We start from the raw sequence: 25,730 nt of genomic DNA on the forward strand, positions 1-25,730 counted from the left end.
GGGCGGGGAATCACCCTCGACTCCCCGCCCGGACGACGCGTCAGAGGACCAACGACTCGATGGGCCCGCGCAGGAAGTACAGCACGAAGAGCGCGGCCACCCCGTACAGCAGCGGGTGGATCTCCCGGGCCTTACCCTTCGCCAGCTTGACGACCACGAAGGTGATCAGACCGGCGCCGATCCCGTTGGAGATCGAGTAGGTGAACGGCATCAGCACGATGGTGAGGAACGCCGGGATGGCGATCTCGTAGTCGGACCAGTCGATCGTCCGTACCGCGGTCATCATCAGGAAGCCGACCACCACCAGGGCCGTCGACGCCGCCTCGAACGGCACGATCACCACCAGCGGCGCCAGGAACATCGCCAGCAGGAAGAGGAAGCCGGTGACCAGGCTGGCCACGCCGGTCCGGGCGCCCTCCCCGACACCGGCGGCACTCTCGATGTACGACGTGTTGCTGGAGGTGCTGGCCGCACCACCGGCCGCCGCCGCGATCGAGTCGACCAGCAGGATCTCCTTGGCCTTCGGCGGGGTGCCCCGCTCGTCGAGCAGGCCACCCTCCTGACCGACCGCCACCATCGTGCCCATGGTGTCGAAGAAGTCCGTGATCAACAGGGTGAAGACGAACATCAGCACGACCACCCAGCCGGCCCGGCCCCACGAGTCGAGCACGTTGAACTTGCCGAGCAGCGACAGGTCCGGCACGTCCACCACCGTCTTGGGCAGCTCCGGCACGTTCAGTGCCCAGCCCTTCGGGTTGGGCTTTCCGTCGACGAACGACGGGCCGATGTTGGCGACCGCCTCGACGATGACCGCCAGCACGGTGGAGGTCAGGATCCCGATCAGGATCGCGCCCTTCACCCGGCGCACCACGAGCACCAACGTGAGCAGCAGGCCCACCACGAAGACCAGCAGCGGCCAGCTCACCAGCTTGCCGCCGATGCCCAGGCCGACCGGCACGGTGGTGTTCGCGACGTCCGGGATCCGCCGGACGAAGCCGGCGTCCACCAGGCCGATGATGGTCAGGAAGAGGCCGATGCCGACGCCGATGGCCGTCTTCATCTGCGTGGGCACCGCGCGGAACACCGCGGTACGCAGGCCGGTGAGCACCAGCACGGCGATGAGCACACCCTCGATCACCACCAGGCCCATCGCGTCGGCCCAGGTCATCTCGGGGGCGATCTCGTACGCCACCAGGGCGTTGACGCCCAGACCGGCGGCGAGCGCCAGCGGGAACCGGCCGACCACACCCATCAGGATGGTCATCAGGCCGGCGACCAGCGCGGTCGCCGCGGCCAGCGCCGGAATCGGGAGGGACTTGCCGTCACCGTCGACGGCACCGCCCAGGATCAACGGATTGAGCACCACGATGTACGCCATCGTGAAGAAGGTCGCCAGGCCACCGCGTACCTCACGGCTCAACGTCGAGCCGCGGGCGGAGATCTCGAAGAACCGGTCGAAGCCGTTACGCGGGTGAGCGGGGTCGGGAGGTGTGCCGTTCTCGGGCGGCGCTACTGCCATCAGGGTCCTCGCAGGTGATCTTCCAGTTGTCGCGCGCATCGTCCCAGATCACCGACGGGCAGGGGAAGCGGATCGCGTACGCTTGCCCGATGCCGAACGACCAGCCACCGCGTCCCGCGCCGCTGGACCCACCGATGGTGCCGTTCGCCGTCGCCGGGCTGATCGCATGGGCGGTCGTCGGGCTGGTATTGCTGGTCTTCTTCCGGGGCTGGCTGACCGAGCACGACCACGAGAACTGGCTCTGGACCTGCCTGGCCGGTTTCCTGTGGGGGTTCCCCGGCCTCGCCGTGATGATGCGTCACGACGCCAACCGACGCCGCCGCCGCGCGAGCTGACGGCACCCGGCCGCGCCGGAGCGAACGCTCAGGGGTGCCCGTACGGCTCCGCCGGCTCGGCTGCCTCCACCGAACCCGGGGCACGGCTGACCGACATGGCCTCCACCGCGCTGTCGTCGTACACCGTCGGAAGATCCTCCACCGCGGTCTCGGCGGCCTCGATCAGCGTCTCGGAGTGGGCGCCGCAACCATGGTCGGCGCTGACCACCCGGCCGTCATCCGGAGCGTAGAAGTTGCCGCACGCGCCGAAGGCCTGCCGCATCGCACCGGCCAGCGGCAGGTAGAAGCCGCAGGTGCCGCAGCGGGCGGCGGCCGGGGCGGCGACGGAGATGGCCGCCGTGGGGCCGTGGTCGCCGTCGTACCAGCGCTGCGCCGCGTCGGCGCGACCCTCCCGGGAGAGCACCCGGGCCCGACCGAGACCCAGCTCCCAGGCCGTCTCCTCGACCGCCGGGTCGTCGGAGAGCAGATAACCGGGGGCCAGCCGCTCGTCCTCCGGGGAGGTCGGCAGCAGGTCACCCGGGCCGAGGTCACCCGGCTTGAGCCGCTCCTGCCAGGGCAGCCAGCCGGGCGCGAGCAGCGCGTCCGGGCCGGGCAGCAGCACGGTCTCGCAGATGGTCACCGTGCGGCTGCGCGGAACGCGGGTGACGGTGACCGCCCACCGCCAGCCGCGGTAGCCGGCGAGGCGGCATTCGAAGTAGTGGGTGACCAGCCGTTCACCCTCGGCGACGACCTGCAGGTGGTCGCCGACATCGTCGGCGTCCACCTCGGTGATGCCAGCGCGGGCCACCTCGACGGCGGCGGCGCAGACCTGGTCGAGACGGGCGGCACGGGTGGAGGCGGGCCTGGTCACCCGACCATTGTTCCCCATGCTCCCCGCAGAGGTGACAGGGACTCCCGGGGAACCTTTCACCGCAGTGGTGCGGCGTACCTGGATCAGATGGGCGAGGATGGTGCACATGCCGCCGTACTCCCGCTCCGGGCGATCCGTCCTCGGGCGGACCGTCGGCACCGGCATTCGGGCCGTCCGCCTGCTCCTGCGTGGTTCGGTGGGCAGCGGCCGCTGGGTGACCCGCCGGGCCGGTCGGGCCCGGACGCGGGGCGCCGGCGGCGAGGTCGGCATGGTCCGCCTGTTCGATCTGCACGCCGTCTCCTGCGCGGGCGACACACTGATCGCCATCGGCCTGGCCGGGACGATCTTCTTCAACGTGCCGCTCGGCGAGGCCCGCAGCAAGGTCGCGCTCTACCTGCTGGTGACCATGGTGCCGTTCGCGATGCTCGCCCCCGTGGTGGGCCCGCTGCTGGACCACTTCCGGCACGGCCGGCGGTACGCGCTGGCCGCGACCATGCTCGGCCGGGCGTTCCTGGCCTGGCTGATCTCCGACTACATCCACGGCTTCGGGCTCTATCCGGCCGCGTTCGGTGTGCTCGCGCTGTCGCGTGCCTACGGCGTGGCACGGTCCGCGGCGGTGCCCCGGCTGCTGCCGGAAGGGCTGGGCCTCTCCCAGGTGGGCGCACGGGCCAGCGTCTACGGCACGGTGGCGGGGGCGCTCGTGGCCCCGATCGGGTTGGCGGCCTTCTGGTTCGGGCCGCAGTGGCCGCTGCGCGTCGCGTCGGTGATCTTCCTGATCGGCATGGTGATCTCCCTGCGGCTGCCACCGAAGGCGGACTCGGAGCCACCGGAGCGGGTCCCCCGCGCGCTGCGCGCGCTGGGCCGCCGCGAAGACCGGCCGCTGGGCCGGGGCCGACCCGCCGGGCGGCTGGTGATCGCCACCCTGATCGGCGCCGCGACGCTACGCGCGGTGTACGGCTTCCTGCTGTTGTTCCTCGCCTTCGCCATCAAGAAGGGTGACCTGACCACCGCCGTGTTCGGCCGGGACCTGGGCGCGGAGTGGGCGCTCGGCCTGATCGGCGGCGCGCTGGCCGTCGGCAGCTTCCTGGCGACCGCCGTCGGCACCCGGTTGCGCATCCACCGGCCGACCGCCATCCAGTCCAGCAGCATGATCATCGTGGCGGGGGTGGCGGTGCTCGCCGTCATCCAGTTCTCGCTGTCGATGGTGGCCCTGCTCTGTCTGGTCACCGCGCTGGTCAGCGGGGTGGCCAAACTCGCCGTGGACGCCTCGATCCAGGAGCGCATCCCGGAACGGCTGCGGGCCAGTTCCTTCGCGCACTCCGAGACGGTGCTGATGCTCGCCTTCGTGGTCGGCGGTGGGCTCGGACTGGTCCCGTTCGACGGCCGCACCGGCATCGCGGTCGCCGCCGGCGTGGGCATCCTGGCCGCCGTCCGGGGGGTGGTGGTCGCCGCCCGGCTGCGCGCCGAGAAGCTCGCCGGCCGGCCGCTGGGTGACGACGAACTGACTGAGAACGAGCCGGCCGAGGACGAGCCGGTTGCCCAGCCCGCGGACGTCGCCCCCACCTCGCCGGCTCCAAACCAGGCCAACTCGCCGCAGCACGACGAGCCGGGGCTGGCACCGCCGGGCTACCACATCTACCGCCCCTCCTCGGCAGTCGGCGGCCCGGGCGGCGGAGCGGACGACGAGACCCGCCGGGAATCCCCCGGCTCGCTCTCGTGACCGGCCTGCTGGTGGTGACGGCGGTGCCGGCCGAGGCGGACGCCGTACGGGCCGGGCTGACCGACGCCAGCGTCACCGTCGCCCCGATCGGGGTGGGCCCGGCGGTCGCGGGTGCCGCCACCGCACGGCTGCTGGCCCTGGCCGAGGCGGCCGGCCGCCCGTACCGCGCGGTGGTCAGCGCCGGCGTGGCCGGCGGCTTCATCGGGCGGGCCGCGGTCGGCGACACGGTGCTCGGCACCGCCAGCATCGCCGCCGACCTGGGCGCCGAGTCACCCGACGGCTTCATCCCTGTCGACGAACTGGGCATGCCACCCGCGTTGCTCGGCGGAGGCAGCGTGGTGCCCGCGGACCCGGGCCTGCTCGCGGCACTCCGGGCGGCCCTGCCGTCGGCGACGACCGGCCCGGTGCTCACCGTCAGCACGGTCACCGGCACCGCCTCCAGCACCGACGAGCTGCGCCGCCGGCATCCGGAGGCGGTCGCCGAGGCCATGGAGGGGTACGGGGTCGCGGTCGCCGCCGCGCAGGCCGGGGTGCCCTTCGTCGAGCTGCGCACCATCTCCAACCCCATCGGCCCCCGTGACCGCGACGCCTGGCGGCTGCGCGAGGCCCTCACCGCGCTGACCGCGGCAGCTCCGGCGCTGCGCTGACCACGGGCACTCGTCACACCTCGAGCATCAGCGCCGACGGCCTGCTCGCCTGCAGCTCGAACCCACAGGCGAGAAGGAACTCGACGTTGCCGAACTCGGCGACCGCGTGGGCGGCGCGAATGCCGGCACGTGTCATCTCCTCCGCCAACAGCTCGACAAGCCGCCGCCCGACGCCAAGCGCCCGCAGGCCCGGGGCGACGACCACACCTTCCAGCACCAACTCACGCCGGTCGTCCAGATCCTCGCCGAGGAGCAGATCGACGCTCCGCTCATGAGCCCGCAGCTCACCGACCGGCCCGCCGCCGGGCACCTCGGCGAGGAACCGCCAGGGCGTGGCCGGTAGCCCGTCGGATACCCGCCGGAAGATCATCTGCGCACGCGCCTCCGACCGCCACCGCCGCCTGTCCCGCCGCGCCCGATCCAGGTCGTAGGTCAACTCCGGAACCCTCACCGGCCACAACTTCTCCGGGAGCGTGTACGAGTGCACCCACCAGGCGCCCGGCCAGTCCTTGAGGGTTCGGACCCGGCGGACGTCGAGGTGGGCGGGGTACCGGCGGTCAGCCTCGTCCCGTGGCTCGTCGGCCGGCATGCCCAGCAGTCCGCCGCCCGCGGACCCGTCGCCGTCCCCGGGCAAACGGAGCGCGAGCTCGCCCCCTGCCGCCGCGACCAGCCGCGCCACCGTTCGAAAGGCGGGCCCGCCACCCTGGCCGGCCTCGATGCGTGCCAGCGTGCTCTTCGGGACCCCGGACCGCTCGGCCAACTCCCGCTGGCTCAGATCGGCACGTCGACGAAGATCACGCAGCGCCGCGCCCACATCGATCGCATCCCCTCCGGCTGCCACCCGCTCATGGTTTTCTGCTCGGCGAGCGTCGTCAACAGGCCCCCCTCCGCCTGTGGATAACCATGTGGACAACGTCGCCGCCGCTGTGGGTATCCCCTCGGTCGGGCCCTGTCGAGCTGCCCCATGGGTGGGGCGGCTGCATGGGGCGGGACACCGCCACCAGGATCGCCCCTCGGTGCCCGCTCACGGCCACGCCACCGCCGCCACCGCTCGCCGCGGGCGCTGACCTCGCCCCATATCTGGGGCAGCTCGACAGGGCGCGACGTGACCTCACCCGGCCCGGACCGAAGCCCGACCGACCACCCCGCCTGAGCTGAACGGAAGCACCCCGCCGAGCCCGGCGGCGATACCGCCGCAGCCCGCCGGGAGGCTGGGAGGCTGGCTCCGGGCGGGCCGGGCCGGCCGTCGTGGATCACAGTGGGCGGGGTGTGCGCGAGCTGTTGGCCGGGGGCGGGGCTAACGTGAGGGCGTGGCGCTCTCCCTGGCGATCTCGCCCTGCCCCAACGACACGTTCGTCTTCGACGCCCTGGTGCACGGGCGGGTGCCCGGTGCGCCGCCGGTCGAGGTGACGTACGCCGACGTGGACGTCACCAACACGGCGGCCGAGCGGGGTGCGTTCGACCTGGTGAAGGTGAGCTACGCGGCGCTGCCCTGGCTGCTCGACGACTACCACCTGCTGCCCTGCGGGGGCGCGCTCGGCCGCGGGTGCGGGCCACTGGTTCTCACCAGGGGCGACCGCACCGACCTGACCGGCGCCACGGTGGCGGTGCCAGGTGATCGGACGACCGCGTACCTGCTGTTCCGGCTCTGGTCGGCCGGGCAGTCGCCGGCCCGGATCGAGGTGGTGCCGTTCCACGAGATCATGCCGGGCGTCGCGGCTGGTCGCTACGACGCTGGGTTGGTCATCCACGAGGCCCGGTTCACCTACCACCGGCACGGGCTGACCGCGCTCGTCGACCTCGGCGAGTGGTGGGAAGCCGACACCGGGCTGCCCATCCCGCTCGGCGCGATCCTGGCCCGGCGCGGCGCGGTGGACCCGGTGGCAGCGGCCGGATGGATTCGCGAATCCGTCCGGCAGGCCTGGGCGGATCCGGCGGCCAGCCGGGAGTACGTGCTCGCGCACGCCCAGGAGATGGAACTCGACGTGGTGGACCGGCACATCGGCCTCTACGTCAACGAGTTCACCGCCGACCTGGGCGAGGCCGGCTTCGCCGCGGTGACGGCGCTCCTCGACCGCGCCGCCACCGCCGGCCTGGTGCCTCAGACCTCCAGCTCGCGCGCCACCGCGTGGACCAGCTGAGCGATCTTCTGCGCGGTCTTTTTGTCCGGGTACCGGCCCCGGCGCAGGTCCGGCTGGACCTTCGCCTCCAGCACCTTGATCATGTCCTCGACGAGGCCGTGCAGCTCCTCGGCCGGCCGACGTCGCAGCTCCGCCATCGACGGCGGCGCGTCCAGCAGCTTGACGCCCATGGCCTGCGCGCCCCGGCGGCTGTCCACCACGCTGAAGTCGACCCGCTGACCACCCTTGAGGTCGGTGACGCCCGCCGGCAGAGCACCCTTGGGCAGAAACACGTCGCCGCCCTCATCACTGGTGACGAAGCCGTATCCCTTGGCCGTGTCGTACCACTTCACTCGACCCGTAGGCACCTGAAAACCCCTGCTTCACTTGAGCCGCTACTGCTCCCAGGCTAGCTGGATCATGCCGTCGAGCGCCGCTGGGAATCCGGTGAGATCGTCCAGCACCACGCTCGCCCCCGCCGCACGCAGCTCATCCGGGGAGCACGGCCCGGTCGCGACAGCGATTCCCGGCACCCCTGCCACGCCCGCCGCCACCATGTCCGCCACGTGGTCACCGACGTAGTGGGTCGCGCCGTGCTCCCGCAGCGCGGTCGCCTTCTGCTCGGCGAACAGGTCACCCGCCAGCTCGTCCACCACGAGGCCGAGGTGATCCAGGTGCAACCGGGCCAGTCGGCCGATCTTGGACGTGACGACGAGCACCCTTCCGCCCCGGGCACGGATCGCGTCGATCGCCTCCCGCGCGCCGGGCAGCGGCACCGTCGGTGTGATGGCGTACGCCGGATACAGCTCCCGGTACGCCTGCACGGCCGACTCGACCTGCTCCGGCGGGAACCAGTGCGCGATCTCGGTGCGCAGCGGCGGGCCGAGCCGGGACACGGCCAGGTCGGCGTCCACCGGTACGCCCGTCCTGGCGGTCAGCGCCCGGTAGGCCGCGGCGATGCCGGGGCGGGAGTCAACCAGGGTCATGTCGAGATCGAATCCGACGGTCAGCGTGGGCATGTCGAGAAACGTACCCGGCGACCTTTGACCGCCCGGACGTCCGAGGGGCGCGACTGCCCCACCCCGGGCTAGCGTGGAAAGACGATGACCACCTCACTCGCCGACCACCTGCGGTCGCTGCCCGACGAGGCGCTGGCCGCGCTCCTCCAGCTCCGGCCGGACCTCGTCGTGCCCGTGCCGGCAGACGTCTCCGCCCTGGCCATCCGCGCCCAGTCCCGGGTCTCGGTGGCCCGCGCCCTGGACGGGCTGGACCAGTTCACCCTCCAGATCCTCGACGCCGCCCGGCTCACCCGGCATCCGGACGAGGGCACCACGGCCACCGACGCCGTGCTCGCCATGGCGACCACCGGGCCGCACCCGCCGGCACCGACGGCCGTCCGGGCCGCCCTCGGCCGGCTGAGGGCGCTCTTCCTGCTGTACGGCCCCGAGCACGCCCTGCACGTGGTGCCCGCCGTCGACGAGGTCTCCCCGTACCCCGCTGGGCTCGGCCGACCCGCCGCGGAGCTGGACCCGCGCACGGCCGCGCTCTGCGCGGACCCGGCGAAACTGCGCCGGACGCTGCTCGCCGCGCCCCCGTCGGCCCGGGCGATCCTGGACCGGTTGGCGGCCGGACCACCCGTGGGCAGCGTGCCCCCGGGCGCGTTGCAGGCACCGCCGATCGGCACGCAGGACGCCGTCCTCGCCGACCCGACCAACGGTGGCGCGCCGACCGGCTCGCCGGTGCGTTGGCTGGTCGACAACCGGCTGCTGGTCGCTGTCTCGGCCGGCTCGTCGACGGCTAGCGGAACGGTCGAGCTGCCCCGCGAGGTGGGGCTGCTGCTGCGCCGCGACAGTGGCCCGCTCGGGCCGTTGCGCACCAGCCCGCCGCCGGTGGCCACCGCGCCCCGGGAGCCCAAGGCGGTCGACTCGGCCGGCGCCGGGCAGACCATGGAGGTGGTCCGGCACACCGAAGGGCTGTTGGAGCAGCTCGCCGCCGAACCCGCGCCGGTGCTGCGCTCCGGCGGCATCGGCGTCCGGGACCTGCGCCGGCTGGCGCGTACCGCCGGCCTGGACGAGCCGACCACCGCCCTGCTGCTGGAGGTGGCGTACGCGGCGGGGCTCGCCGGTGAGCTGGAGATGCCCGGTTCGACCACGGGCCGGTACGGCGCTGATCAGCAGGTGCTGCCGACCGGCGGGTACGAGGTGTGGCGGGCCGCCTCGCTGGCCCAGCGGTGGGAGCACCTGGCCCGCGCCTGGTTGACGATGACCCGGCAGGTCGGCCTGGTCGGTCGGCGGGACGACCGGGACCGGCCGATCACCGCGCTGTCCGCCGAGGCCGAGCGGGCCGGCGCACCGGCGACCCGGCGGGCGGTGCTCGGGGTGCTCGCCGACCTGGAGCCGGCTACCGCGCCCACCCCGGAGGAGGTGCAGGCCCTGCTGGACTGGCGGGCGCCGCGGCGCAGCCGGGGTCGGGAGGCCGCCCACCGGGAGGTGCTTGCCGAGGCGGCGCAGCTCGGCGTGACCGGCCTGGGGGCGCTCACCTCGTACGGGCGGTTGTTGCTGGGCGAGCTGACGTCGGCCGACGAGCCCGGTGGCGACCCGCTGGGGTTGCACGCGGACGCGGAGAGCGGCGATCCGTCCAGTGCCGCGCGGGCGTTGGACGCGCTGCTGCCCGCCCCGGTCGACCACTTCCTGGTGCAGGCCGACCTGACCGTGGTGGTGCCCGGGCCGCCCGAGCCGGCGCTGGCCGCCGAGTTGGAGGCGACGACCGAACCCGAGTCGGCCGGCGGCGCGAGTGTGCACCGGGTCACCACGGCGAGCGTGCGGAGGGCGCTGGACGCCGGTTACACGGCCGACGATCTGCACGAGCTGTTCCGGCGACGGTCGCGTACCCCGGTGCCGCAGGGACTCAGCTACCTGGTGGACGACGTGGCCCGTAAGCACGGTGGGCTGCGGGTCGGGTCGGCCGGGGCGTACCTGCGCAGTGACGACGAGGCGCTGCTCACCGAGGTGCTGGCCGACCGGCGGCTGGAGCCGTTGACGCTGCGCCGGCTGGCGCCGACGGTGCTGAGCACTCCGTACCAGGTCAGCCGGCTGTTGGGCGCGCTGCGGGACGCCGGGTACGCGCCGGTGCAGGAGGACGGCACGGGCGGCACGATGCTGTCCCGTCCCCGGATCCGGCGTGCTCCGGCGCGGGTCGCGGTGACCACCAGGACGCTCGATCCGCTGGCCGCCCCAAAGCTGCCGATGCCCCGGCTGCTCGGGGTGGTGGAGCACATCCGCCGGGGTGACGCGGCGGCGCGGGCGGCCCGCCGGGCGCCGGCCGTCGTCCGGGGCGGGGCGGCAGGGCTGGGCGGAGGCCCGGTGCCCGCGCACACGCACAGCGAGGCCCTTGCCGTGCTCCAGCAGGCGGTCCGCGACAAGGCGCTGGTCTGGGTCGGGTATGTCGACGCGCACGGGGCGACCGCGTCCCGGCTGGTCAAGCCGGTCTCGATCGGTGCCGGCTACCTGCGAGCCGAGGACGAGCGGACCGAGATGCTGCACACCTTCGCACTGCACCGGATCACGGCGGCGGTGCTGGCGGACTGACGGGGCGACGCCGCCGCTGCTCGGTCAGCGGCGGCTGCGCCGAAAGGTGCCGACCACCGAGACGACAAGCAACAGGGCGAAGCCGGCGCCGGCGGACTCACCGACCGAGTCGACGAAGCCCTGCCGCAGCACCAGCCAGCCGAAGAGGAACCACCCGACGAGGAGCGCCGCGGCGAGGGCGTACGCGACCACGGTCACGCGGGACACCTCGTCGGGTGGCGCCTGTTCATGCTCTGCGATCACGTCACGGTCGACCGTCATGCCCAGCCTCCCCGCCCGGTGCGGCCCTGGACTCCCAAGAGTGTCACTCCCGGGACGGGTGTGACAGGGGATAAACCCCGAGTCGGGCGGGATGCTCAGGTGCCGGGGCGGCGGCCGATCAGCACCACCCGGGTGCCGACCTTGCCCAACTCCCACATCCGGACGGCGTCGGCGTGCAGCAGGTTGACGCAGCCGTGCGAGCCGATCGACTTGTCGTGCAGGTAGGTCGTGGTCTCGTGGAACCCCATGCCCTGGGTGAAGTGCTGCCAGTACGGCAGCCACACCTCGTACGGGTTGGACCACTCCTTCGGATTGCGGTAGTTGACCGTGTAGGTGCCGGACGGGGTCCGGTAGCCGGACATGCCGGTGCGCGTCACCGTCGGCGCCATGATCACCTTGCCGCCCCGGACCGCCCACACGGTCTGCCGGGTCAGGTCCACGCAGAAGGTGGTGCCGGTGCCGGCCTTGCAGCGGGTCGTGTCGGTGGTGGCGAGTCGCTGGGCCACGTCCAAGGTCGTTGGTCCGGCGCGTCCCTCGACGGGGCGAATGCCGTACCTCTTCTGGAACTTCTTGATGGCGGCGCAGTCGGCGGCGGACTGCCGCCCGTCGACCGTGACCGGCCCGAACCCGCCCAGCCGGGCGAGGTAGGTCTCCACGGCTCGCTGGTGCTGGCCCTGCGGGCAGCCGGCGACGGTCGGCGTACCGGTGCTCGGGGTCGGGGTCGACGCCGTGCGGGTCGGCCTCGGCGTGGGTTTCCCGGAGGGTTTCGGGCTGGGTTTCGACGTCGGCGCGGCCGGCGTGGGCCGGCCGCGCTGGCCCGGCCCGGACGTGCCGCTCGCCCCCGTTGCCTGTTCCGCCGCACCGACCGGGGCGGCTCCCCCGCCACCACTCCCGCCGGACTGCGGATCGAACGTGCACGCGCCGGCCCCGACCAGCACGACCACCGCCAGGGCAACCAACCGGGAAGTGCTCCGGACACGCCTCATGGCACCTCCCCTGGACGGTCGTCCCTTTGCTAGACGTTCGTGAGTGCCGTCCTGGTTGCACCCGGTGCTCATCTTTCTTTCCACGTTCTCCGCCGTGCAACACTGGATGGTCGGCCAGCGGCGGGTCTGCGACCCGCTCCGGCTGGACGGCCAACCGAGGAGAGGACGCTGGCGTGAGTGGTGGACCCCTGATCGTGCAGTCGGACAAGACCCTGCTGCTGGAGATCGACCACCCCGACGCGCAGGCCTGCCGGATGGCGATCGCCCCCTTCGCCGAGCTGGAGCGCTCCCCGGAGCACGTGCACACGTACCGGCTGACCCCGCTCGGGCTGTGGAACGCCCGTGCGGCGGGGCACGATGCCGAGGGCGTGGTCGACACGCTGATCAAGTACTCGCGGTACCCGGTGCCGCACGCGCTGCTGGTGGACGTGGCCGAGACGATGGACCGCTACGGCCGGCTCCAGCTCGCGAACGACCCGGCGCACGGGCTGGTGCTGCGCGCGCTCGACCGGCTGGTGCTGATCGAGGTGGCCAAGAGCAAGAAGCTCGCCGGGATGCTCGGCGACAAGATCGACGACGACACCATCCGGGTCCACCCGTCCGAGCGGGGCCGGCTCAAGCAGGCGCTGCTCAAGCTGGGTTGGCCGGCGGAGGACCTGGCCGGTTACGTCGACGGTGAGGCGCACCCGATCGAGCTGGCCGAGGCCGGCAAGGACGGGCGCAAGCCGTGGACGCTGCGGTCGTACCAGCGGGAGGCCGTCGAGGCGTTCTGGGCCGGCGGGTCGGGCGTGGTGGTGCTGCCCTGCGGCGCCGGCAAGACCCTGGTGGGCGCGGCGGCGATGGCCGAGGCGAAGGCGACCACGCTGATCCTGGTCACCAACACCGTCGCCGGCCGGCAGTGGAAGCGGGAGCTGATCGCCCGCACGTCGCTGACCGAGGAGGAGATCGGCGAGTACTCGGGCGAGCGCAAGGAGATCCGCCCGGTCACCATCGCCACGTACCAGGTGCTCACCTCGCGGCGCGGCGGCGCGTTCACCCACCTGGACCTGTTCGGCGCCCGTGACTGGGGCCTGGTCGTCTACGACGAGGTGCACCTGCTGCCCGCGCCGATCTTCCGCTTCACGGCGGACCTCCAGGCCCGCCGTCGGCTGGGCCTCACCGCCACTCTGGTACGCGAGGACGGCCGCGAGGGCGACGTGTTCAGCCTGATCGGGCCGAAGCGGTACGACGCGCCGTGGAAGGACATCGAGTCGCAGGGCTGGATCGCCCCGGCCGAGTGCGTCGAGGTCCGCGTGACCCTGACCGACGCGGAGCGCATGTCGTACGCGACGGCGGAGGCCGAGGAGCGCTACCGGATGGCGGCGACCGCCCGCACCAAGCTGCCGGTGGTCAAGGCGCTTGTCGACCGGCATCCGGACGACCAGGTGCTGGTGATCGGCGCGTACATCGACCAGTTGCACCAGATCGGCGAGTACCTCGACGCGCCGATCGTGCAGGGCTCGACCACGAACAAGGAGCGGGAGCGCCTGTTCGACGCCTTCCGCACCGGGGAGATCCGCACCCTGGTGATCTCGAAGGTCGGCAACTTCTCGATCGACCTGCCCGAGGCGGCGGTGGCGATCCAGGTGTCCGGCACGTTCGGGTCGCGCCAGGAGGAGGCGCAGCGACTGGGTCGGGTGCTCCGGCCGAAGGCCGACGGCCGGCAGGCGCACTTCTACACGGTGGTCTCCCGGGACACCATCGACACCGAGTACGCGGCGCACCGGCAGCGCTTCCTCGCCGAGCAGGGGTACGCGTACACGATCGTCGACGCCGACGACGTCCTCGGCCCGTCCCTGCCGTCCTTCGACTGACGCGACGCTCGGCCTTGGCGCCTTGGCGCCTTGGCGCCTTGATCGACTCCACATCGCCGACGTGGCGGTATCCCAGCAGGTTGATGCCCCCACATCGGCGATACGGAGTCGATCAAAGGGTTGGCCCCGCCGCGGGTTCCGCCCCGCTTGATCGACTCGGATCCCTGAAAACCGGGGTGTCCCGAGCGCGGACACCCCGCCTTCCTGAAACCCGAGTTGACCAAGGCGCGTGCCAGCCCAAGAGCCGCACACCTTCCCTCGGCGGACGGCGGGCGGCAGGCGGCAGTCGGATCAGCGCCGGCCGGACTCCGCCACGAACACACCCCGCCCCGGTCGACCGACCAGCACTCCCTGCTTCCGAAGCGTCGCCACCGCACGGCTGATCGTGGATTGCGAGACGTCGTACTCGTCGGCCAGAACGCGCCCAGACGGAAGCTGTGATCCAGGCGCGTAGGTCCCGCTCTTGATCTTTTGCAACAGATCGTCGAGCAGCTCGTCCATTGTGGGCGGGATAGGCACGGGAAGCCCCTTGCAGTCGGTTGGCTCGCCCAGTATTGATCGACTCCACCGGCACAGGCAACGTATGTAACGCGGATGACGTAGGTGGGTTGATGACTCAAAGACATGCTTGACATAGGTGACTCGGTGGCAATAGCGTCGCTCTCGGTGATGCGGTGCTGCTGCGGTCGGTTGGCGCCTCTCGTACCGGTCTCGCATCGCCACCGAGGCCCCATCCGCCGCGCTCCCTCGGCGCGGCCCTGCTGCCGTACCTCCGGAACGGCTGCGGGCGGGCGGCCTCCGCCGTGCGCAACCGGCGGGGGCCGCCCCTCACCGTCGATCCCATCCGACGAAGGGCAGTCACCGTGCGCTACCCGATGAGAGGGCTGGCGAGCCCCCGCGACCCGAACCACCGTCCCCGATGAGTGAGCGTTGGGTGATCCACCTGCCGATCACCGCTCCGGACCTGCTGCGCGCCCGGATCTTCGCGCGTACGGCCGCTCGGGTGTTGGTCCGGCTCAGCGCGCGGGTCGAGCCGGGCGGGGTGACCGTGTCGGCGGAGGACCAGCAGGGCGTACGACACTGGGTGTTCTGTGACCGGCCACTGCCTGGCGGCGCGCGGTGCGCCCTGCCGGTCGACCACCTCGCGCCGTGCGCCAGGCGCGCACGGCCGTAACGGCAACGCTCAGCGAGAGAAGCGGTCCACCAGGACCGCGAGCCGGCGGTCGTGGTCGGCGCGGCGGAGCCGGCCGCTGCGCATCAGCGTGACCAGCCCGTGTAGGCCGCTCCAGAACGTCTCGGTGACCGCCTCCAGGTCGTCGTTCCCGGCGATCGGACGCACCGCGTCGGCCAGCTCGGCGAAACCCCGGGCCAGGTCGGTCGGGACGTCCTGGCTGGCGAACGGCAGGTCCACGGCGAGGGTGAACATCGCGTCGTAGAGGGCGGGCCGCTGTTCGGCGAAGGTGGTGTACGCCGTGGCGACGTCGGCGACGGCCTGCCGGGGGTCGGCGGCCGAGGTTCGGGCCGCGGCCAGGGCGGTGGCCAGCTCGGCGAAGCCCTCGACGGCGACTGCCGCCATGATGGCGTCCTTGCCCTTGAAGTGGCTGTAGAGGACGGGCTGGCTGTATTCGATCTCGGCGGCGAGCCGCCGGGTGGTGACGGCGTCCCAGCCCTCGGCCAGGGCCAGGTCGCGGGCGGCGGCGACGATGGCCCGTTCCCGTTCCGCCCGCTCGCGCTCCCGGCGCGTCTGAGTCGACATGACAAAATCCTAGCACCGCTAGCAAACCTGTCGCTGCTCTGCTAGCGTCGCTCTCATATCTAGCAACGCTAGGAATTGGAGCGGACCATGTTGTCACCCCTCGCCTACGGGCTCGCCGTCGTCCTCAGCCTCTTCGTCGCCTTCATCGGTGCGCGGTTCCTGCTGGTGCCGCAGGCCGCAGCCGCCGGGTACGGCGTACCGGCCCGGCCGGATGGCGACCCCGCCTACCTGACGATCAAGGGCCTACGCGATCTCAGCTACGGCCTGCTCGGCCTCGCCCTGATCGCCTTCACCACGGCCGACGCGGTCGCGTGGTTCATGCTGATCGTCGCGCTCGTCCCGCTGGGCGACACCCTCATCGTGCTCCGCAACGGCGGAACGAAGGCCGTAGCCTTCGGCATCCACCTCGCGACGGCCGCAGCGGTCCTCCTGAACGCCGCCCTGCTCTTCGCCCTCTGACGCCCCACCGCACGTGGTGATCAAGAGGTTTGCGTCATCGACGGGCCGATCGGTGACGCAAACCTCTTGATCAACGCGGTCGGGGGTCAGGACGTGGGAGGTGGGCAGCGATCGGGGAGTTGGACCTCGCCGGGGCGGAGCTCGAAGGTGTCCATCGTGAACCACTCGTCGAGTTCCGGGTCGAAGAGGTTCTGCAGGCCGAACTGCAACACCTGCCACCACCGGGTCGAGTCGCGCTGGTCGACGTAGATGTCGCCGAGCGCGAGCGGGAACCGGAAGAACTCTCCCGGCACGGCCGAGCCGCCGACGACGCCGACCCGCCAGTGGTCGACGTGCCGGTCCTTCTCCCCCTGCAGGATCTCCGGCCCGACGAAGCGGGCGGTCTTCAGCTTGTCGTTGAAGATCTGCCGGTTGAAGAACCCCGGCACCTTGCTGCACGGACGCGGCGGGAACAGTGGGATGTTCGGCCACTTGTAGGTGAGCGTGTAGAGGGTGTTCTCGAAGATCAGGTTCGTGAACCAGATCGGGTACTCCGGGCCGCCGGCGATCATCTGGCTGTTGCCGTCGCGGCCCTGCCAGGTGAACGGGACGTCGATGCCGAGGTCCCGCACGATGTACCGGCCGGTGCCCCGGAAGTCCGCCGGCAGCAGCGGCGGGCGCGGCTCGCGCGGCACGGGGGCCGTAGGACCGTCCGCCCGGGCCGCGCGAGGCAGCGGCGCCGCCGCCGGACCCGGCGCGACCACGCCGAGGGCGAACAGGGCGCCGGCAACCGCCGACACCACCATCCGACGTGTACGCCTCGACGCCACCGCTGCCCTCCGTCGGGTGTGAGAGTGCCACCTGCTTTCGGCGCAGCGTATGAGCAGGAAAAACGTGAGAGCCGGCGGAAGACTGCCGCTCCACCGGACGGGTGACGAGATGCGCACCGGCCCGGGACCAGAAACGGTCCCGGGCCGGCGTCACGCCAATCTGACTACTTGATCAGCTTCCAGGGGCCACTCTTGTCACCGGGCTCCTGGCCGCGCGTCCACCATTTCGCCTCGTACACGTGCCCCTTGAACGTCACCCGGTCGCCGGCGTTGTAGACCCTCGTGAGCGTCCAGGCCGCCGGGCTGTTGTCCGGTGGGGTCGGGGCGATCTCCTCCCAGGACCCGTTGCGGTCACCGGGCTTCTGGTTGCGGGTGTACCACTGGGCCCGCCACTTCTTACCGTCGTACATGGCGACGTCACCCGCGTTGAAGATCCGTGACGTGGTCCAGATCGCCGTACCGTCCTCGGTCATGGCGATTTCCTGCCACGCGCCGTTGGCGTCGGCGCCCGGCTTCTGGTTCTTCGTGTACCAGGAGGCCCGGAAGACCCGGCCCTGGTAGGTCACCCGGTCCCCGTCGTTGTAGACGGTCGACGAACTCCACTGGGCCGGCAGGTTCACCGTCAGGACGGCAGTGGCCTGCACCGGAGTGAGGTGGTCGTCGCCCGCGTACGACGCGGTCAGCGTGTGCTGGCCGCCCGCGAGGCCCACCGGAAGGGTGAACGTCGCGGCGCCGTTGGTCAGCGTGGCCGAGCCTCGGACGGTCGTACCCTCGCGCAGCTCCACCGCGCCGGTGACCGGCGTACTGCCGGCCGCGACCTGCACCGTCACCGTCGCCGCGGTGCCCCAGCTGGTCGGGGCGGCGGTGACGGTCATCGTCGGGACCTGCTTGGCGATCGCGAACACGGCCGGTTGGGCCACCGCCTCGCCGCCGTCGGCGCTCTTCGCCGAGACGATCCAGCCGTACGAGGTGCCCGGCAGGAGCCGGTCCCAGGTCGCCGTGGCGACACCGTTCGAGGTCACCTCGTCGGTGCCGATCGTGCCGGACGGCACGTACGCGGCGAGCGAGTCGGTGCTGAACGACGTCTTGCGGGTGCTGAGATCCACCGGCAGGGTCAGGTTGTCCTCGGAGCCGTTGTAGCGCGGCTTGGGCTGGCTGCCGTCCTGGCGGATGTCGTACTCGGTCGCCCCGAAGTTCTTGAGGAACGGCGAGTACGTGTCGATGTGCATCTCGGCCCGGTCGACGTCGAACTGGAGCAGGCGCAGGAAGCTCGCGCCGAACTGGAGCCGGTCGGTGGCCTTGTGGTCCGGGGTGCCGTCGCCGTTGACGTCGATCGTGCCGTCGGCGGCCACCTGGTTCGGCCACAGCTCGGCGGCCGTGACCGTGTAGAACTGGTAGTCCGCCAGCAGCTCGACGACGTCGTGGCTGACCGTGACGCCGATCTTCGACTTCAGGTTGGTGCCGACGCCGTGCTCGTGACCGGCGAGGACCAGGAAGACGTTCGGGTTGGTCTCGACGACCTGCTTGAACAGCGGCGAGCCGTCCGGAGCGGAGAAGTCAGCACCCCGCCCGTCCGGGTTGGCCGACGGCTTCAGGTAGTCGTGGGAGAGCAGGATCCCGTTGCGGTCCTTGTACCGCTTGAAGATCGAGTCAGCCCACTTGGCCTCGGCCGGCGTGACGCCGTACGACAGGCCGACCGCCACGAAGTCCAGGCCACCTGCCGAGAAGAGCAGGTAGTTGTTCTGGTTGTCCTTGCCCGGGGTGACGGATCCGTCGGCGTTGGTCACCTCGTCCCACGCGTGGTATTCGGTGCCCTTCGGCCAGCCCTTCGCCGTCCCGTAGTAGCGGTCCGCGCTGAAGGTCCGGCTGAACCGGGACGTGGGGCCCGTCTCGGCGCCCAACTGGTCGTCGTGGTTGCCCGCGATGACCTGGTTGACGACGCCGTTGTCGTCGAGAATCTTCTGGAAGCCCGAGGCCGTGGCCAGCTCCTTCTCGACCTGCTCGTGCAGACCGGGCCGCTTCAGCGAGCCGTCCGGGTTGGTGGCCAGCGGGTCGTAGTAGTCGTTCTCGATGACGTCGCCGGTGTGCGCGGCGTACGCGATCTTGCGGCTGGCCGCGTTGTCAGCGATCCACTGCATCTGGTCGCGGTACGCCGCCGACCAAATCGCCTGCTCCTCGGCCGTCTCGACATCGGAGGGCTCGGCATTGCCGTCGAAGTCGTCGTACGTGCCGCCTGCCGCACCCTCGGTGATGTACTGGGTGTCGGTGAAGTGCGCCAACGAGAAGTCGTACGAGTTCGGATCCTCGAAGCGGTCCTTGTCGTTCTGCGCCGACGCGTCGTGCGGCGACAGGTCGTCGGCGAACGGGTCCTCCCCGGTGACCAGCACGTGGACGACGCCGCTGTCGCGGTAGCCGGCCTCCACCGGCGCGGTCAGGACCGTCTCGTGCCCGGCCTGGCCTCGCGCCGAGGTCAGCACGGTCCACCTGCCGGTGGCCGGGTTCCAGGCCCGCAGCGCCACGATCCGCGCCGGGTCGATGGTGCCCGACCAGCGCAGCGTGGGCTCCTGCTTGGTCGCGGCGAGCGGCAGGTCGTACCGCTGGAAGACCACCCCACGGCCGGACGGGGTGTCGATCGTCGCGCCGTCGAGCGGACGCAGCGAGGCGACGTCCACGCTCCGGTCGTGCTGCACGTGGAGCGTGGTCGGCACGTCGGCCGCCTCACCCTGGTAGCCGCCGGTCGGCAGGACCACGTCCGCCTTGGTGAAGGTGGCGGTCAGCCCGACGCCCTCGGCGCCGGGGATCCGGGCGGACAACTCGGCCGAGAGCGGGTCGGTGCCCTTGACTGTCGAGTTCAGCTCGGTCGGAACGTCCGGGATGCTCGCGCTGCTGAAGCGCACCTCCCGGGTGGCGGTGTTGCCCAGCGCGTCGGTCGCCGTCAGCGCGATGACGTGCTCACCGGCCGGCAGGCCGTGGCCGATCTGGTCGCCCTGCTTGACGGCCGCGCCGTCGAGGGTGATGGCCGGCGTACCGACCACGCCGGAGGCGTCCTTGATCTTGACGTTGAGCGCGACTGTCGACGTCAGCCGTTGCCCGGCCGCCGGGACGCTGCTCTCGATCTCCGGGGCGGTGTTGTCGGTGGTGAAGCGCCGCGTCGAGGTCTTGTCCCCGACGACAGCCTTGATGGTGTGTGCGCCGTCCGCGATCGTCGTCGTGTCCACGTCGGCACGCTTGCCCAGCGCCGGCAGCGCCGTGCCGTCCTGCGCGGTGACGTCGAACAGGACCATCTTGGTCAGCACCGCGTTGTAGCTGCTGCCGCAGGTGCCGTCGCCGAGGTACGTGGTCACCTGAGAGCCAGCGGGGTAGCTCGCCGAACCGATGGTGACCGTGGTCTGCGCGATCGAGCGGGTCAGCTGGGTCGCCTTCGCGTCGGTCGGCAGCAGCTGGAAGTCCCGCAGCGTGAAGTCGTCGAAGTTGTCGCAGCCGCCGGGCTTGGCGCTGCCGTGGTCGTTGCCCGCGACGAACTCCACGGCGTTGACGCCCGGCACCAGCCACTCGTTCGGGAAGGCGAGGTCGGCGACCTCCTTCTCCCACATGCCGATCTCCAGCGGGATGCCGTTGATCAGGACCTTGTTGTCGTACCCGTTGTCGCTGCCGTTGCCGCCGACGAACACCGTCAGGTGCGCGTCGCCGCCACTGCCGAGGGTGTCCACGGTACGGGTCGTCGGGGCGCCGTCGATGGTGAAGTGGAACTCGGCGTCCCGGTTGGCCGCGCAGGTGCCGTCACCCAGCGCCAGCGTGGCGGCTGTCGTCTCCGCCTTCGTCACGGTCGTGCCGCTTGTGGTGACGAGGTACGTGGTGCCGGCCGTCACCGTGCCCGCCGTGCTCAGGGTGAGGCTCGTCGCCGCCCGGGTGAGGGTGAAGTCGTCGTGGTTGGCGCAGGTCGCGCCGTTGAGGGTGCCGTTGTAGTCGCCGGTGCGGACCTCGACGACGTTGTCACCGAGGTGCAGGAACCGGTTCGGGAACGCCAGCTTGACGTCCTGGGCGCCGGTCGCGCCGTAGTCACCGCCGAGATCGACCCGGTGGCCGTTGACCAGCGCGTAGTTCTGGTAGCGCGCCTCGATGGAGTTGCCGGCCACGACCGCGAGGCCGAGGGTGGCGGTGCCGGTGGCCAGCGCCTCCGCGTTCTCGGCGGGCTTGTCGTCGATGGCCAGCGACTCGACGTGCTCCTTGCCACCGCTGGGCAGCGCGGCGATCACCGGTCGAGTGCCCCGTACGCGGGCACCGTCACCGGGGGTGACCACCGCCGCGCCGGCCGGAGCGTTGTTGACGTCGACGGTCACCGACGTCTTCGCGCCCGACTGGGTCGTCGCGCTGACGGTGTGCGTACCGTTGCTGAGCCTGGTGGTGTCCAGGTCGGTGCGCAGGCCGGACGTGCTGCCCGGCTCGCCGGAGATGACGAAGGTCAGGGCCTGCTTGAGCAGCTTCGCCGAGCTGCCGCAGGTGCCGTCGCCAAAGCTGTAGCTGAACAGGTTCTGCTCGCCGTCGGCGACCACGCCGAGCAGGCTGAGGCTGATGCTGCTCAACGCGTAGTCGTCGTAGTTGGGGCAGCGGCCACCCTCACCGTTCGGCAGCTCCTCGTAGCCGACGGCGGTCTTGGTCGTCGTGTCGACCCAGTTCGCTCCGGCCTGGACGGTGACGGTGTTCGTGCCGGGTTGCAGCCAGTCGCCGGGGAAGTCGAGGGTGCCGACCTGGCCACCCGGGATGTCCGGGAGGTACACCCGGTCCGCCTCGGCCGTGTGACCGTTGACGGTTATGTAGTTGCGGTAGCGGGCCTCGGTGCCGTTGCCGCCCATCTCGAAGGCGAAGTGGGCGGTGCCGGCGGTCTTGTCGGCACCGATCCGGTCGCCATCGACGGCGAGCGTGGTGACCGAGTCGTTCTCGGTGACCGGCTCGACGACGACGGGGACCTTGCCCTCGATGTTCTGCCCGTCGCTCAGGCTGATCAGCGGCGCGTTACCGCTGGTCGGGACCGTCTGCGCTCCCGCGAGGGTGGGGCTGAGGGTCGTCGCCGGTCCGGCGATGAGGATGAGCGCCACCGCGGACAGGAGTCTGCGTGTTCGCTTCCTACGCGCACGTGGTGCGTGCGTCATGGCGAGGTTTCTCCTTTGTTGGGTGCGAGGAACCGCCGACGCCGAGCACCGGAATGCCGACCGCGGCGGGCACGGGGGCCAGAGCGGGTGGCCGGTCTCAGGACGGTCGGGCGTGGGCGACCCGGCGGCGACGCAGTTGGCGTCGCAGCAGCGCGACGACGGCCGCGACGAGCAGCAGGGGGCCGACGCTTCGGGCGACCTTCCAGGCGGTGGCGGGGCCGTGGTCAGTCGCGCTCGCCACACTCGCCACACTCGCCGCGGGCACGTCGCCGAGCACCCAGTCGTGGGCGTACCGGCCGGGGCCGTACACCTGGTGCTGGCCCTGCGGGCCGGTCGCCACCGTCTGGTACGCGGGGTCGAGGTCGCTCAACATCCGCACCTCGATGCGGGCCTTGCCGACCGGCCCCGGGCAGGTGTAGTCGACGTCCACACCGGAATTGGCGAGGTCACCTTGCGGCGTGACGGTGCCGGCGCACGCGTTTCCGTCACTGCTGACGGTCATCTGCTTGAGCAGGTAGTTCGCGAACGGCGTGGACGAGGCGAGGACTGTCGCGTCCGACGCCTGGAAGGAGATCGCGCCGTCGAGCAGGACGCGGTCCTGCGGCAGCAGGCCGAGGTGGACGCCGAGCAGGGTGAGTTCGTCGACGCCGCCCGGCTTCCACGTCAGGTGCACCACCTCGTCACGGGCCGCGTCCGCCGCGATGGTCACGGTCTGCGGATAGCCGTACGGGTGGGCTGCGGCGGGGACCGCCGTGGCGAGCAGGGTGAGGGTGAACGCCACCGACATCACGACGCGGCGGGGCCACCGTGCGGTTGAGGGCATGCCAGCGCTCCGGTCTACAGGTGCTGTGGCACGCCGGTGGGCGCGGCCGTCCAGTGACCCTGCCGGTCGTTGGCGAACTCGCCAGGCGAGCTTGATGAGAAGCGGGCGCAGCGGGGATGAACAGTTAGTTGATCAACTGGGCCTCTCGAGGCGCGACGCGGGCTGCCCGACCGCTCCGGCAGCGCTGAGCTTCCGGGATGGGTTCCCGCTAACGTCTCTAGGCTAGGACTTGACCCCCGTCGGGGGGATGCGGTCTCAAGTTGTCGGCTGCTGTCACCAGTGACGGCACGAGACGACGAGCAGAGGCCAAGCCTCGTCGGTTGACGTTCCGGACCGACCCGGATCAGAGCTTGCGCTGCCTCCTTGCTGCCTCGCCGCCTGACGCCGCGCTTACAAGTTCTGAGCAGTCTGTCCGGCTGGATCGGTCCGCGTCGCCGACCTCGGGCGGCTGCTGTTGTCCGGCCGTCAGCCGCTGCCCTCGTCCGGGCTTGTTGCTGTCGACGATGCTGTCGACGTCCGCTCCAGGCTCTCGGTCGTCGCAGCAAATTCTCGACTGGGTCGCCGACCAACTGTCCTTAGATCGCAGCCGCTTCGATCATCGGCCATGGGTCACCTCTCGTCATGTTGCGGTCACCGTCGATAATGGTGGAGTGGCTCGGGTGTTCCGGCGTCGGTTGCGGCGGCGCGTCGTCGTACTTGCTCTGGTGGCTGTCGGGTGTGGTCTGGTGGCGCTGTGGGAGTGGTGGGTTCCGACCGGTTGGCGGTTGCCCCGGCTGGGGTGGGCGGGAACTGAACAGCTCGGCTGGATCGCGGGGATCGTGGGTGGGGCGGTCGGGCTGGCGTCGTTTGTCCTCGACCGGCTCGACGCCCGCCGCGACCGTGGTGGGTCGGCTGCGGTGGGTTCAGTCGTTCGGGTTGGTCTCGTGCCACAGCAGGCCGCCTGGTTCCAGGATCGACGTGCCGAGGTCAATCTGGCGCGGGCGGCCAGGGTCGGGCGGACTGCGGTGTTGACTCAGGTGCTATCCGGGATGGGTGGTGTGGGCAAGACCCAGTTGGCCGCCCAGTTCGCCCGTCACCTCGACAACAAAGGTGAGCTGGACGTGCTGATCTGGGTCACGGCGTCCAGTCGTGAGGCGATCATCGCTGCCTACGCCGAGGCCGCGCGGGCTGTCGGTGTCGTGTCTGCCGACGTGGAGCCGGAGGCGGCGGCTAAACGCATGCTGGCGTGGTTGGAGCGTACCGACCGTCGGTGGCTGGTCGTGTTGGACAACCTCGATGTCCTCGGGGAGGGCGCCGGCTGGTGGCCGCCGCACAACCGCAACGGCCGTACGGTGGTCACCACCCGCCGCCGAGATCCAGTTCTGCACACCGACGGCCGCACTCTGGTACAGGTTGACTTGTTCAGCCCTGCCGAGGCCGTCAACTATCTCACTCGGGCTACCGGTGCTACCGGCGACGAGCACGCCAATATCGCCGCACTGGCCGCCGACCTCGGCTTCCTACCTCTGGCCCTAGCGCAGGCCGCGGCGTTCATCCGCGATCGTGGTATCAACATCGCCGACTACCGGGGCCGACTGACCGACCATCGGCATCCCCTGGCTGATCTCGCTCCGCCCGATGACGCCCTGCCAGATGACTACCAAGCCACGGTGGCGGCCACCTGGTTGCTGTCCGTGGAAGCCGCTGATAACCATCCGCCACGTGGGCTGGCCCGACCGGTCCTGGACCTTGCTGCGCTACTGGACCCCAACGGCATCCCTGAAACCCTCTTCGGCACCGACGCGGTCACCAGGCATCTCACCGCCGTCAACGGCCAAAACATCACCGGGCGGATGGCTGCGGATGCCCTGCGTAACCTTCACCGACTGAACCTCATCACCCACGATCCGGCAACCGGCACCGTTCGCGTACATGCCCTGGTCCAACGCGCAACCCGTGACCACGGCAACAGCGCGCGACTAGCCGCTGTAGCCCACGCCGCGGCTGACGGACTACTCGCTCTCTGGCCCGACATAGACCGAGACCCCGACCACATCCAGACCCTCCGCGCGAACACCGCCATCCTGCAGACCACCAGCGATGACAGCCTGCTGTATCCCGACGCCCACCCACTGCTCTTCCGCCACATCCGAAGCCTCGGCAAGACCGGCCAGGCCACCGCTGCCGCTACCGCCGCCGAGCATCTGCTCACCAACTGTTTGAGGGTCCTGGGACCCGAACACTCCGACACCCTGACCACCCGCCACAACCTCGCCAACTCGCGGGGAGAAGCCGGCGACTCCAACGGCGCTGCCATCGCATTCGAACAGCTCCTCACCGATCGTCTGCGGGTCCTGGGACCCGACCACCCCGACACCCTGGACACCCGTGGCGACCTCGCCTTCTGGCGGGGACAAGCCGGCGACTCCAACGGTGCCGCCGCCGCATACGGACAGCTCCTCACCGATTGCCTGCGGGTCCTAGGGACCGACCACCCGCACACTTTGACAACTCGCCACAACCTCGCCCACTGGCGGGCAAATGCCGGCGACCGCAACCGCGTCGTCGCTGACCTCAAACAGCTCCTCACCGACTGCCTGCGGGTCCTGGGACCCGACCACCCCGACACCCTGGCCACCCGCCACAGCCTCGCCCACTGGCGGGCAAACGCCGGCGACCCCAACGGCGCGGTCGCTGACCTCAAACAGCTCCTCACCGATCGCCTGCGGGTCCTGGGACCCGACCACCCCAGCACCCTGGGCACCCGCCACAGCCTCGCCTACTGGCGGGCAAACGCCGGCGACCCCAACGGCGCGATCGGCGACTTCGAACAGCTCCTCACCGATCGCCTGCGGGTCCTGGGACCCGACCACCCC

Annotated in this window: 21 protein-coding genes; 9 read left to right on the forward strand and 12 right to left on the reverse strand. The window is 71.3% G+C overall.

Features of this window, described 5'->3' with window-relative positions; genetic code table 11:
* Window positions 1-40 precede the first annotated feature (40 nt).
* A complete protein-coding gene (locus ACFYPR_RS30890; RefSeq protein ID WP_387264068.1) occupies window positions 41-1,519 on the reverse strand; it encodes an NCS2 family permease in 1,479 nt (492 codons plus the stop codon).
* An 89-nt stretch (window positions 1,520-1,608) separates the two neighbouring features.
* Here ACFYPR_RS30890 and ACFYPR_RS30895 point away from each other — a divergent pair, with 89 nt between their 5' ends.
* On the forward strand, window positions 1,609-1,854 hold the full coding sequence (locus tag ACFYPR_RS30895) for a DUF2530 domain-containing protein (RefSeq protein ID WP_354854797.1): 246 nt from the start codon (window positions 1,609-1,611) through the stop codon (window positions 1,852-1,854).
* 28 nt (window positions 1,855-1,882) lie between these two features.
* On the opposite strand, the gene ACFYPR_RS30900 is transcribed toward ACFYPR_RS30895, so the two are convergent.
* The gene (locus ACFYPR_RS30900) at window positions 1,883-2,812 is read right to left on the reverse strand and encodes a DUF3027 domain-containing protein (RefSeq protein WP_354854796.1); all 930 of its coding nucleotides are present in this window, start codon (window positions 2,810-2,812) and stop codon (window positions 1,883-1,885) included.
* Here ACFYPR_RS30900 and ACFYPR_RS30905 point away from each other — a divergent pair.
* Both ACFYPR_RS30905 and ACFYPR_RS30910 read left to right on the forward strand, forming a co-directional pair.
* On the forward strand, window positions 2,811-4,424 hold the full coding sequence (locus tag ACFYPR_RS30905; protein ID WP_387264071.1) for an MFS transporter: 1,614 nt from the start codon (window positions 2,811-2,813) through the stop codon (window positions 4,422-4,424). The genes ACFYPR_RS30900 and ACFYPR_RS30905 overlap by 2 nt on opposite strands.
* Window positions 4,421-5,071, forward strand: coding sequence for a futalosine hydrolase (locus tag ACFYPR_RS30910; RefSeq protein WP_387264074.1), 651 nt, complete (start codon window positions 4,421-4,423; stop codon window positions 5,069-5,071). The genes ACFYPR_RS30905 and ACFYPR_RS30910 overlap by 4 nt, the downstream gene beginning before the upstream one ends.
* Window positions 5,072-5,084: 13 nt before the next feature.
* Here ACFYPR_RS30910 and ACFYPR_RS30915 read toward each other — a convergent pair whose 3' ends face one another.
* Window positions 5,085-5,912: a GNAT family N-acetyltransferase gene (locus tag ACFYPR_RS30915; RefSeq protein ID WP_387264076.1), complete on the reverse strand. Its 828-nt coding sequence runs from the start codon at window positions 5,910-5,912 to the stop codon at window positions 5,085-5,087.
* A gap of 469 nt (window positions 5,913-6,381) precedes the next feature.
* Here ACFYPR_RS30915 and ACFYPR_RS30920 point away from each other — a divergent pair, with 469 nt between their 5' ends.
* Entirely contained in the window at window positions 6,382-7,212 is an 831-nt protein-coding gene (locus tag ACFYPR_RS30920; protein ID WP_387264077.1) for a 1,4-dihydroxy-6-naphthoate synthase, read from the forward strand.
* Here the strand turns inward: ACFYPR_RS30920 and ACFYPR_RS30925 are convergent.
* Both ACFYPR_RS30925 and ACFYPR_RS30930 read right to left on the reverse strand, forming a co-directional pair.
* Complete coding sequence (locus ACFYPR_RS30925) at window positions 7,173-7,559, reverse strand: cold-shock protein (protein WP_088986676.1); 387 nt, start codon at window positions 7,557-7,559, stop codon at window positions 7,173-7,175. The genes ACFYPR_RS30920 and ACFYPR_RS30925 overlap by 40 nt on opposite strands.
* 27 nt (window positions 7,560-7,586) lie before the next feature.
* A complete protein-coding gene (locus tag ACFYPR_RS30930) occupies window positions 7,587-8,210 on the reverse strand; it encodes an HAD family hydrolase (protein WP_387264081.1) in 624 nt (207 codons plus the stop codon).
* 84 nt (window positions 8,211-8,294) lie between these two features.
* Between ACFYPR_RS30930 and ACFYPR_RS30935 the strand changes: the two genes are divergently transcribed.
* Window positions 8,295-10,778: a helicase-associated domain-containing protein gene (locus ACFYPR_RS30935; RefSeq protein WP_387264084.1), complete on the forward strand. Its 2,484-nt coding sequence runs from the start codon at window positions 8,295-8,297 to the stop codon at window positions 10,776-10,778.
* 24 nt (window positions 10,779-10,802) lie between these two features.
* On the opposite strand, the gene ACFYPR_RS30940 is transcribed toward ACFYPR_RS30935, so the two are convergent.
* Window positions 10,803-11,039: a hypothetical protein gene (locus tag ACFYPR_RS30940; RefSeq protein ID WP_354854783.1), complete on the reverse strand. Its 237-nt coding sequence runs from the start codon at window positions 11,037-11,039 to the stop codon at window positions 10,803-10,805.
* 95 nt (window positions 11,040-11,134) lie between these two features.
* Window positions 11,135-12,025, reverse strand: a complete 891-nt coding sequence (locus ACFYPR_RS30945; RefSeq protein ID WP_387264085.1) for a L,D-transpeptidase family protein — start codon at window positions 12,023-12,025, stop codon at window positions 11,135-11,137.
* Between the two features lie 173 nt (window positions 12,026-12,198).
* Between ACFYPR_RS30945 and ACFYPR_RS30950 the strand changes: the two genes are divergently transcribed.
* On the forward strand, window positions 12,199-13,878 hold the full coding sequence (locus ACFYPR_RS30950; protein ID WP_355065525.1) for a DNA repair helicase XPB: 1,680 nt from the start codon (window positions 12,199-12,201) through the stop codon (window positions 13,876-13,878).
* A 291-nt stretch (window positions 13,879-14,169) separates the two neighbouring features.
* Here the strand turns inward: ACFYPR_RS30950 and ACFYPR_RS30955 are convergent, their stop codons facing one another.
* Window positions 14,170-14,379 (reverse strand): winged helix-turn-helix domain-containing protein, encoded by a 210-nt coding sequence (locus ACFYPR_RS30955; protein ID WP_139581917.1) that lies wholly within the window; start codon window positions 14,377-14,379, stop codon window positions 14,170-14,172.
* 418 nt (window positions 14,380-14,797) lie between these two features.
* Here ACFYPR_RS30955 and ACFYPR_RS30960 point away from each other — a divergent pair, with 418 nt between their 5' ends.
* A complete protein-coding gene (locus ACFYPR_RS30960) occupies window positions 14,798-15,052 on the forward strand; it encodes a hypothetical protein (RefSeq protein WP_387264089.1) in 255 nt (84 codons plus the stop codon).
* A gap of 9 nt (window positions 15,053-15,061) precedes the next feature.
* On the opposite strand, the gene ACFYPR_RS30965 is transcribed toward ACFYPR_RS30960, so the two are convergent.
* Entirely contained in the window at window positions 15,062-15,634 is a 573-nt protein-coding gene (locus ACFYPR_RS30965; protein ID WP_387264092.1) for a TetR/AcrR family transcriptional regulator, read from the reverse strand.
* 87 nt (window positions 15,635-15,721) lie between these two features.
* On the opposite strand from ACFYPR_RS30965, the gene ACFYPR_RS30970 reads away from it, so the two are divergent.
* Window positions 15,722-16,093 carry a DUF4267 domain-containing protein gene (locus ACFYPR_RS30970; RefSeq protein ID WP_387264095.1) on the forward strand — a complete coding sequence of 124 codons (372 nt, stop codon included), beginning with the start codon at window positions 15,722-15,724 and terminating at the stop codon, window positions 16,091-16,093.
* Between the two features lie 86 nt (window positions 16,094-16,179).
* Here ACFYPR_RS30970 and ACFYPR_RS30975 read toward each other — a convergent pair whose 3' ends face one another.
* From ACFYPR_RS30975 to ACFYPR_RS30985, 3 genes are all read right to left on the reverse strand, one after another.
* Complete coding sequence (locus tag ACFYPR_RS30975) at window positions 16,180-16,902, reverse strand: hypothetical protein (RefSeq protein ID WP_387264098.1); 723 nt, start codon at window positions 16,900-16,902, stop codon at window positions 16,180-16,182.
* A 164-nt stretch (window positions 16,903-17,066) separates the two neighbouring features.
* On the reverse strand, window positions 17,067-21,998 hold the full coding sequence (locus ACFYPR_RS30980; protein WP_387264101.1) for a carbohydrate-binding protein: 4,932 nt from the start codon (window positions 21,996-21,998) through the stop codon (window positions 17,067-17,069).
* Between the two features lie 151 nt (window positions 21,999-22,149).
* A complete protein-coding gene (locus tag ACFYPR_RS30985; protein WP_387264104.1) occupies window positions 22,150-22,875 on the reverse strand; it encodes a hypothetical protein in 726 nt (241 codons plus the stop codon).
* 725 nt (window positions 22,876-23,600) lie between these two features.
* Between ACFYPR_RS30985 and ACFYPR_RS30990 the strand changes: the two genes are divergently transcribed.
* On the forward strand, window positions 23,601-25,730 hold a 2,130-nt coding region (locus ACFYPR_RS30990; protein ID WP_387264106.1), incomplete at its 3' end, for a tetratricopeptide repeat protein.

It is taken from the genome of Micromonospora sp. NPDC005254 (genome assembly GCF_042872525.1).
Lineage (GTDB): Bacteria > Actinomycetota > Actinomycetes > Mycobacteriales > Micromonosporaceae > Micromonospora.